Consider the following 10,395-nt stretch of genomic DNA (forward strand, 5'->3'; position numbering starts at 1 on the left):
AAACTAAAACGGGCGTTGGGCAACGTCGTGTACTGAATTGTTTTGGACGTGAAAACCGAATAACTGACTGGCAATTCGACCATTGAAGTACTTAAATCCGATAAATAATACGTGTATAAATTTCGAGCCGCATGAAATTGAAAATCGTTATCAATGTCTGCTTAATAGCTTGGTGGGCAACTACATTATCTGTTTTTGGGCAGCAATCAACCAAACCCAATATCGTATTCATTCTGGCCGATGATCTGGGCTGGAAAGATTTGAGTTGCTATGGCAACCCATTTCATGAAACGCCCAACCTGGATAAACTGGCGCAGAACGGCGTTCGATTTACGCAGGCCTATGCCGCCTGTCCGGTCTGCTCACCTACGCGCGCGTCGATCCTGACTGGCAAATATCCAGCCCGTTTGCGGCTCACTAATTATATCGCGGGCAATCGGGTCGATAAAGCATCGCCCGTGATTCCGCCGAAATGGGAGGCACAACTCGACGAAAAGGAAACCACCCTTGCCGAACTGCTCAAAGACAAAGGCTATACGACGGGCATGATTGGCAAATGGCACCTGCAATCGAAAGAAGCGGGAAAGCTTCAGACCCAGGGACCGTGGGCGCAGGGTTTCGACTACAGCCGCATGATTGGTAAAAACGGGCTGGATTATTACAACTATTCCGTCCTCAAAGATTCACCTCAACAAACTGACTATGAGGACAAGGGCACAACTTACCTGACCGATAAACTGACCGACTATGGGGTTGAGTTTATCCGGCAGAATGCCCAAAACCGAATGTCCGACGGTCAAGCGTCGGACCGTCGAGTGTCGAACCATCCCTTCTTTTTGTATCTGGCCTATTCCGCCCCGCACATTATGTTGATTCCCCGTGCCGACAAGCTGAGCAAGTATATGCAGAAGTACGAAAAATTCGGTGGCAAGTATAATCCCAACTATGGAGCTATGCTCGAAAGTCTGGACGATGGCGTTGGACGCATTATGCAAACATTAAAAGAGCAGGGACTGCTGGAGAATACGCTTGTCATTTTCACCTCCGACAACGGCGGTCTGGGGATGGCCGAACTAGGCCCAACACCGACCACCAACGAGCCGTTACGGAAGTGGAAAGGGCACGTATATGAAGGTGGAACCCGGATTCCGGCCATTGTAAGCTGGGACGGAAAATTGCCGAAAGGCGTTGTGTCGGATACGTATTACAGCAGCATTGATTATCTGCCAACACTTTGCGAACTGACGGGTATTACGTCGCTGCCCACGGATGTAGACGGCAAGAGCCAATGGGCACTGTTTCAGCAACCAGACAAAACTCCGGCTTCGCAACGTCCGCTGTTCTGGCATTATCCGCACTTTTCAAACCAGATGGGTCGTCCAGCAGGGGCGGTTCGGGTGGGCGATTACAAGCTGGTAGAGTTGTATGAAACGGGCAAACTCGAACTGTATAACCTCCGGGATGACCTGCCGGAAGCCAACGACCTCTCGACGAAACTGCCCGACAAAACCCGCGAATTGAAAAAACTGCTGTCCGATTGGCGCAGCCAGCTACAGGCGCAAATGCCCCTACCCAATCCAGATTACAACCAGGCAACAACCGGAAAAAACTAATACAATTGGGTTCCTGTCCTAAATTGCGCTAAAGGATTTATCCATGAAATACTAAAAATTGTCAAATATCCTGTAAGTAGTTCTTAGGTCATTACTTGTCTTCTGGTAGTAAATCCTATTTATGAAACTGTTTGCGCCAACATTGCTGGCTGGCCTTTGTCTCAATCTAACCGCTTCGGCGCAGGCGCCCGATGAACTGTCCGTATTGCCGTACTGGAAATATTACAACAATCAACCGGGAGCACTGTATCGGCATTTGTGTGAGCAGGCGTTTGGGCAGTTGGCCGCGCGCAAAAAACTGATTCAGAGCCTAAAAACGCAGCAGGATTGGCAGAAACGACAGACGCTGGTACGGCAAAAGTTGCAGGAAGCCATTGGCACGTTTCCCGAAAAAACACCCCTCAACCCGGTCGTAACGGGCAAAGTCGAACGGGACGGTATCACAGTTGAAAAGCTGTATTTCGAGTCGATGCCAAACTACTACGTCACGGCGGCTTTGTTCATGCCAGCCGGTAAACGCGAAAAACTACCCGCCATTGTGTTTTGCAGCGGTCATGGTGCCCCGGCGTTTCGGAGTGGCGTGTATCAGCAGATGGTGCTGAACTATGCCCGGAAAGGGTTTGCCGTGCTGGCCTTCGACCCCATCGGGCAGGGCGAGCGAATCCAGTATGGCAAGTCAGACGGCGGCAAGCGTTTTAGTGATCTGAAACCCACGCTCGAACATTCGTACCCCGGTGCTCAGTCGTTTATAGTGGGGGTTGCGCCAGCCCTATACTTCATCTGGGATGGCATTCGGGCGGTCGATTATTTACTGACCCGGCCTGAAATCGACGGTACGCGGATTGGTGTAACGGGGCGGTCGGGGGGCGGCACACAAAGTGCTTATATTGCCGCGATGGACCCACGCATTCGGGCGGCTGCCCCGGAATGTTACCTCACTACTTATGATAAATTGCTCCGTTCTAACGGCCCGCAGGATGCCGAACAAATTCTGACCGGTATGCTGGCAAAAGGGCTGGACCTGGGCGATCTGGTGGAGGTACGCGCCCCACGTCCGACGCTAATGGTGACCACCACTCGCGATATGTTCAGCATGGACGGTGCCCGCGAATTGTTCGACGAAGCCCAAAAGCCCTACAAAGCCCTGGGAGCCGAAGCCAGTCTGGACAAGGTGGAGGATGATGCGGGTCATGCGTCAACGCCCAAAAACCGAGAAGCTACTTACGCGTTTTTTCAGAAACACCTCCAGAATCCAGGTTCCAGTGCCGATGAGAAAATCCCACCGTTTAGTGCCGACGAACTTAAGGTAACGCCAACGGGTAACGTTTTTACGTCATTGAAAAGCGAAACGTTATTATCGTTGACCCAGAAACGAGCGGTATCGGCGGCTCCGGAAAAGGCCATCAATATGCCATCGCAAAGTCTTATTAAACAGATAATTGCGTCATCAGGATACACTCCCCCAAAATTGGAGGAAGTGATTTTCTCCGGGAAATTTCCGCACGAAGGCTACGATCTGGAACGGTATCTGGTAAAAGGTCCGGGGGCGTATTACCTGCCCGTCGTGTGGTTCAAACCGCAGCAAGCTACTAACAACACCATCGTGTATATCGACTCGAAAGGGAAGGCCGCAGCCGCCAGAAAAGGCGGGGTAGCCGAGCAGTTGGTCAGGGCGGGGTACAACGTCGTGCTTCCCGACCTGAGCGGAGCGGGCGAATTGGCAAATGCTGCCCTGCCCGGTGGCGACTCGCAGATTGACAGTACGTCGCTGAACCTATGGTTTGCGGGGATACTGACCCAGAAAAGTTTGGTGGCGGTCCGGATGGAGGAGATTCAGTTATTGACCGAATTTATCCAGAAGAAAGCGGGAACAACGCCGATTTCGGCGGTGGGTGTCGGTACGTTTGTGCCAGACGTATTGCACGCTACATTACTCAACCCGTCCATCGGTCGGTTGGCGTTGCTGAATGGTCTGGCAACGTATCGTTCGTTGCTTGAGCAGGAACAGTATTTGCCGCGTTACGTCCCGTCGGTGGTGGCCGGAGCTATTACAACGTATGACCTGCCCGATCTGGTTGCAGCACTTGCTCCCCGAAAGGTATGGCTATCAGGCGTTGTAAACGGCAGTGGACAACCGATGACTATGTCGGAACTAGAGACTATGTATTCGAAGAAATGGAAGCACGTGAGCGTAACGGGGACAAGTGATGCGCTGGTGGAATGGTTGATGAAATAAAAAAACTGTTCAACGTTTAACATTTTCCGTCTTGGCAAAGCGACTGATCTATATTGGATTGCTACTTGGGCTGGTCACGATAGGTCAGCCGCAAAACCCACCGTCCAGCGATACGTTCGACCGGCAGGTAGCGGCTGTTTTGGCGCTTATTAAAGCTCCTACGTTCCCTAAAAAAGAGTTTCGGGTTAAGGCGGGCGATGATTTTCAGAGGGATGTGAATCATGCTATTGAAGCTTGTCACAAGGCCGGAGGTGGACGGGTTGTCGTTCCCAAAGGCGAGTACGTTTGCAATGGTCCGGTTCGGATGCTGTCGAGCGTAAATCTACATTTGTCTGACGGGGTAGTCATTCGGTTTGGAACAAATCCGGCTGATTATCTGCCCGTTGTGCAGGTGCGTTGGGAAGGCACCGTTTGTTACAATTTTTCGCCCCTGATTTACGCTAACGGACAGAAAAACATCGCCATTACGGGAAATGGTACGTTCGACGGGCAGGCCGACCAATTCTGGTTTGCCTGGAAAAAACAACCCAACGGTGATGATCAGGAAAAGGCTAAAACAATCCTGCGAAAAATGGGTGAAACGGGCGTACCGGAAAGCGAACGGATATTTGGCGAAGGCTACAAATTACGTCCTACGCTGCTCGAATTTTACGACTGTGAAGGCATTCTGCTCGATGGGTTTACGGCCCGGCAAAGTCCATTCTGGACCATTCATCCGGTATTCTCGAAAAACATCACGATCCGCAACCTTACCATCGGTCACGGCATCACCAACGACGACGGCATTGACCCCGATTCGTGCGAAGACGTATTGATTGAAAACGGCAATATCAGTACGGATGATGACCCGATTTCTATCAAGGCCGGTCGCGATCAGGATGCCTGGAAACGCCGGGGGACCCGTAACGTGGTGGTGCGAAACTGTACGCTGCGGTCGCGGATTGCCAACGGCTTTTGTGTAGGGTCCGAACTGTCGGGCGGGGTCGAAAACGTTTGGGTCGATCACTGCACGATGCCAAATGTCACGCAGGGTATCACGCTGAAAGCCAACCTCGACCGGGGTGGATTTGTACGTAATGTGTGGGTGCGTAATGTCACGATTGACAGTTGTCGGCAGGCGGCCATTCGGATGCAAATGGACTACCACAGCTACCGGGGTGGCAACTTCCCACCCGATTTCGACCAGATTACGTTTGAAAACGTTCATGTGCGCTCGGCACGTGATTATGGCTGGTGGTTAGTGGGTGTGCCATCCAAACCCATCGGGCTGGTGACGATGCGCAACGTCGTGATCGACCAAAGTGGCAAAGGCAACAAGAGTGAGTTAACCAATTTACAAACAGATCAATAACTTCTTTTCGATATGCAACGTAGAGACTTTTTATCCGCAACCCTGGCCAGTGCTGCCGCTTCGGCTTCACTGCCGGCTGCCGCTTTGGCACAGACTGTATCCGCACCAGCAGCCAATACGATCAGCGAAGCCGCCCGCGAAATCCCGGTGGTCGATACCTACGATGTGATTGTTTGTGGAGCAGGCCCGGCGGGGGTGGCTGCAGCTATCGAAGCCGGACGAACGGGGGCCAAAACCCTGCTACTGGAAGTTCATGGGTGTCTGGGGGGCGTCTGGACGTCGGGTTGCCTGACCTGGATCATCGACAATAAAAATAAGAAAGGGCTGGTTGCCGAAATCAAGGACGGGCTTCGGTTGAAAAAGGGAGCCGCTACCGTACCTACAGGTAGCACGTTCTCGTTCGACGTCGAACAAATGAAAATTCTGCTGGAAGAACTATGCCTGAAAGCCAACGTAACGGTACGTTTGTTTACCCGGCTGGTATCGGCAGCGCAAAAAGACGGACGGCTAACCCATATCGTTACCGAATCGAAATCCGGGCGGGAGGCCTGGGGCGGCAAAATCTTCATCGACTGTACAGGCGATGGCGATTTGGCAGCTCGTGCGGGTTGTAACTTCGACTACGGCGACAGTGCCGGTCAGGGGCAACCCATGAGTATGCTGTGTTTGATTTCGGGCGTTAAGTACAACGAAATCAAAGACTTTATCCGCGACGAAGCCGACAGCAAAGTTGGTTCTCCATCGAAAAAACGATTGGAGGAAGCCATTATCAAGGGTGGTCATAAACCTTCCTACGCCCGGCCCAGCCTGCACCCGATTTACGACGACCTGCTAATGCTGATGGCGAATCATGAGTACGGTTATAACGGAACCAATGCTAGCCAAGTGACCGAAGCGACACTGAAAGGGCGGGCCGAAGTGCATCAGATCATCCACAGTCTACAATCATTAGGTGGGCCGTGGGAGAATCTGCGGCTCATGGCTACGGGTGAACAAATTGGGGTTCGGGAAAGCCGTCGGATTCATGGACTGTATACCGTATCGCGCCTGGATCTGATAAAAGGGTCACGGTTTGAGGACGCGGTTTGCCGGGTTACGTTTGGGGTAGATGTGCATTCGGTGAAGAAAGAAGACGAAACCACCACTCAATACAGCCGGGGCACTTCCAGCAAACCTTACGACATTCCGGTGCGATCCCTGATTGCTAAAGATGTACAGGGCCTGATGATGGCTGGTCGGTGTATTAGTGGTGATTTTGTGGCCCATTCGAGCTACCGTGTTACAGGCAATGCGGCCTACATGGGGCAGGCAGCCGGACGGGTAGCAGCCCTAGCGGCAAAGAAGAATCTTTTGCCACAGCATGTGAACTGGTCAGATGTAAACTGGTCGGTGGAATAGCCGCGTATGAATAACTAGGATACACAATGGAGCCACTTATTACCCAGCAGAGAGACGAATTGGATGTGGTTCGCTACAGCACGACAATTAGCTGGATCAGCTTTCCCTAAATCCTTTCTTCAATTACCTCTGCCCCCTTCCCTTTTCATGAGAACAAAGTACTTGTTAATCCTCTTATTACTGTGCCAATTTACTTATGGTCAGACGCAGTCTAGCAAAAGTTTCTGGCAGCAAAACTTCTGGACGGCAAAGTGGATTGCTCACCCGACGGCAGGGAGTAAAGCGTATGGCATTTATCACTTCCGCAAAACGCTCGACATCCTGCAAAAACCCGCTCGATTTATCGTGCATGTATCGGCTGATAATCGCTACGAGCTGTTTGTCAACGGAAAAGCAGTATCGGCAGGGCCAGCTCGTGGCAACTGGCAAAGCTGGTATTACGAGACTATCGATCTGGCTCCCTACCTGAAAACCGGCTCCAATATTGTTGCCGCTAAGGTCTGGAACATGGGCGAAGGAACGCCCGTTGCCCAGATCAGTTATCAGACTGGGTTTATTGTACAGGGCGATACCGACGCGGAAAAACCGATCAACACCAACGAAAGCTGGAAAGTGTATCAGAACCCAGCCTATACCCCGATCAAAAACGACATTGCCAAGTTTCGTCAATTTATGGTGGTTGGTGATGGCGACCGGGTCGATGGGCAACGTTACCCCTGGGGATGGGAGTTGCCGACGTTTAACGATCAGGACTGGGTGGCGGCTGCCAACCTCCGTTTTAGAGCCAAACCCCGCGCCCTGGGCAACGATGGTTTCTGGCAGCTCACTCCCCGCACGATTCCGATGATGGACGACCATCCGCAACGACTCCATAGCGTTCGGCGGGTTGACAATGGTGCCATGACGGATGCCTTCCTGCAAGGGAAATCATCCGTGACCATCCCCGCCCGAACCAAATCCGTTTTTCTGCTTGACAATGGTGTACTGACCAATGCGTATCCCGAACTGACCGTCAGTAGCGGAAAAGGAGCCAGTATTACCCTATCCTATGCCGAAGCTATGATGGACGCCAAACGCCAGAAAGGGAATCGCAACGAGATTGATGGGCGGGTGCTGTTCGGTTTCGACGACCAGTTTATCAGCGATGGTGGCCAGAAGCGTACCTTTCGGCCGCTTTGGTTCCGAACCTACCGATACCTCCAGCTTACGGTTGAAACGCTGGACAAACCGCTGATTCTAAACGACCTGATTGGACGATACACGGGTTATCCATTTCAGAATAAAGCCCGGTTTGTCAGCAGTGACACCAGCCTGCGGCCTATCTGGGACGTAGGCTGGCGGACGGCTCTCCTATGTGCGGGAGAAAACTACTATGATTGCCCGTATTATGAACAACTCCAATACGTAGCCGATACCCGCGTGCAGGCCCTGATTTCGCTCTACATAACGGGCGACGACCGGCTGATGCGGAAAGCCATTACCGATTTTTATCAGAGCCGTTTTAGCGACGGACTTACACAAAGCCGGTATCCATCGGCTATTTTTCAGACAATTCCGCCCTTCTCGCTGTTCTGGGTCTGTATGGTGCATGACTACTGGATGCACCGGCAGGACGATGCATTCATTAAATCCATGCTGCCTGCCATCGAAAGCGTGCTGGCCTGGCACGAACAGCGGCTGGCACCGAACGGCTTAAATGGCCCCCTGGAATGGTGGAATTTTGTGGATTGGGCCAAGTGGAACGCAAACGACGAAACAGCTGGGGGCGTTCCAGCCGGTGCTCGTCGGGGTGGTTCCAGCGTGCTGACCTTGCAACAGGTATACACGTTGGGCATGGCAGCTGAGCTGTTCGATCATTATGGGCAGCGGGACAAAGCGGCTCATTACCGCGCTATGGCCGGATGGATGAAAAAAGCGGTGCTGGATCGCTGCTGGGATGCTGCCAAAGGATTGTTCGCTGATACGCCCGATAAGACTAGCTTTAGTCAACATGCCAACATCCTGGCCGTACTGACCAATGCGATTCCGATCAGTCAGCAAACCGCTCTGGTTCGCAAAACTATCAAGGATTCGACTCTGACGCAGGCTACGTTTTACTTTAAATTTTACCTGTTTCAAGCTTTGAAAAAAGCAGGCATAGGCGATGAGTACATCGTGCAGCTAAAGCCCTGGTACGATATGCTGGCCATGGGCCTAACCACCTTCGCCGAAAACCCCGAACCCACCCGATCTGATTGCCATGCCTGGAGTGCCTCACCTTTATACGAGTTTTTGTCGACCGTGTGCGGCATTAACCCTGCCTCGCCAGGCTTCCAAACGGTCCGTATCGAACCTTATTTAGGGGCGTTGCAATTTGCCGAAGGAAAATTACCTCATCAGTGGGGGGATATTGCTGTTCATTTCGACAAAACACCAGCAGGTGGTCTGAAAGGCACCGTCACCTTACCCGCGACACTGACTGGGAACTTGCACTGGAAAGGGAAAACCATATCCCTGAAGCCTGGGCAACAGACCATTCATATTCCTTAACCGAACCGTAATTCTGCCGACTCAACACCTTTAACTATACTCCCCTAACTATGGCAAAACTTATTATTCATCAGGCTATTGAAAACCTCGACTGGTTACGCTCGCATTGGGGTAGTGACATCAAGAGAATCTTTTTTATTTACGATACCCCAGCAACAACCGTTCGTGGTTTTCACCGTCACAAGACGTGTCGGATGGTCTTAACTTGCCTGACAGGCTCGGTACAGATTTATATCCAGAACTCAGAGATGGATCAGCACTTTCGGCTTGATTCGCCCACGCAAACGCTTCTGGTAGAACCTACCGACTGGCGGGTGATGCACAATTTTTCGGCAGATGCTATGCTGCTCGTTTTTGCAGATCAGATTTATGTGGATACTACGTACATAGAGGTCCCTTACAGGTGCTGTCAATACTACGCACTGTCTTATCTTGAAATCGAAGGATTGTAATGTGACTTTTCCTGAAATCGCTCGATTGTGCGTCTACCATTGAACACCGTATGCTATGAACAAGTGTTGACGGTTATTCAAAACCGGTCAATAGCAACCCAACCTCTCCCCTATTCAAAATCGGTCAATTAACTGTCAATAATACTAATTTTCTAAACCCATTTACTGTCTGTAAATAAAGCAGTTGGCTTTGATTTGGCCATTTTGTAAAAACCGTTCAGAAAAACGTCCCTCTGATTAATATTAATATATGGGTAGCTAACTTGTTAGTTAGCTGGCAAAGCAGGAGTAAATCCTAATTTGACTAATACCCCCTCATACGAATTGACTCCCTCAAAGGCTAAAGCCCCGTTAATATCGGGTTCGTCGTCTTCATTCAGGGGAGCCACCCATGCTGTAGCCTTTTTTTCGGCAGACGCCGGTATGAGGCTTACGGCTACTTTCGTTACAATCGTCTCCACTTGAGTGTAAGTCTCTACGTCATCTGGGTGAGGAATTCGAAAAATCCACACCATGGGAGTTGGTAGTCTATAGTAACTATCAACAGTCCCATCTGTCCCAATGTCAATGCCTATAGGCCTTCTTCTTCCAATGGGGCAGATTTACACGTTAAGCAACTAAGGGTTTAGTTATTCTTTGTCGGGACGACGTAAAGGTCGTCGGTTTCCAATATCAAACGCAGAACTACTTTCAAAGCTATATTTCCCCAATCGGTTGATGTGTTCAAAGCGGCAAGGAGACAAGTGTTCGAAATGCGTTTCATCAACTGGATAACCTTCCGACTTTAACTGCCGCAGCACTTCCTGCATATACACC

Annotated in this window: 8 protein-coding genes; 6 read left to right on the forward strand and 2 right to left on the reverse strand. The window is 51.1% G+C overall.

The annotated features are described in order from the left end of the window. The first annotated feature begins 131 nt into the window (after positions 1–131). The 6 genes from B153_RS0114110 to B153_RS35200 all read left to right on the forward strand — a co-directional run bounded on the left by B153_RS0114110 (position 132) and on the right by B153_RS35200 (position 9,579). Positions 132–1,613, forward strand: coding sequence for a sulfatase (locus B153_RS0114110; RefSeq protein WP_020597375.1), 1,482 nt, complete (start codon positions 132–134; stop codon positions 1,611–1,613). Positions 1,614–1,734: 121 nt separating this feature from the next. Continuing rightward, a complete protein-coding gene (locus tag B153_RS0114115) occupies positions 1,735–3,849 on the forward strand; it encodes an alpha/beta hydrolase (RefSeq protein WP_020597376.1) in 2,115 nt (704 codons plus the stop codon). A 31-nt stretch (positions 3,850–3,880) separates the two neighbouring features. Continuing rightward, positions 3,881–5,200, forward strand: a complete 1,320-nt coding sequence (locus B153_RS35195) for a glycoside hydrolase family 28 protein (RefSeq protein ID WP_020597377.1) — start codon at positions 3,881–3,883, stop codon at positions 5,198–5,200. Between the two features lie 12 nt (positions 5,201–5,212). After that, positions 5,213–6,598, forward strand: coding sequence for an FAD-dependent oxidoreductase (locus tag B153_RS0114125; RefSeq protein WP_020597378.1), 1,386 nt, complete (start codon positions 5,213–5,215; stop codon positions 6,596–6,598). Positions 6,599–6,745: 147 nt separating this feature from the next. Further along, positions 6,746–9,127 (forward strand): family 78 glycoside hydrolase catalytic domain, encoded by a 2,382-nt coding sequence (locus B153_RS0114130; RefSeq protein WP_020597379.1) that lies wholly within the window; start codon positions 6,746–6,748, stop codon positions 9,125–9,127. Positions 9,128–9,177: 50 nt separating this feature from the next. Next, positions 9,178–9,579, forward strand: coding sequence for a sugar 3,4-ketoisomerase (locus B153_RS35200; protein WP_020597380.1), 402 nt, complete (start codon positions 9,178–9,180; stop codon positions 9,577–9,579). 266 nt (positions 9,580–9,845) lie between these two features. Here B153_RS35200 and B153_RS0114140 read toward each other — a convergent pair whose 3' ends face one another. Both B153_RS0114140 and B153_RS0114145 read right to left on the reverse strand, forming a co-directional pair. Beyond that, complete coding sequence (locus tag B153_RS0114140; RefSeq protein WP_020597381.1) at positions 9,846–10,094, reverse strand: hypothetical protein; 249 nt, start codon at positions 10,092–10,094, stop codon at positions 9,846–9,848. A gap of 114 nt (positions 10,095–10,208) precedes the next feature. Further along, a partial coding sequence (locus B153_RS0114145) for a Tn3 family transposase (protein WP_026262149.1) occupies positions 10,209–10,395 on the reverse strand: 187 nt, incomplete at its 5' end.

It is taken from the genome of Spirosoma panaciterrae DSM 21099, from assembly GCF_000374025.1.
In the GTDB taxonomy this organism is placed as follows: domain Bacteria; phylum Bacteroidota; class Bacteroidia; order Cytophagales; family Spirosomataceae; genus Spirosoma; species Spirosoma panaciterrae.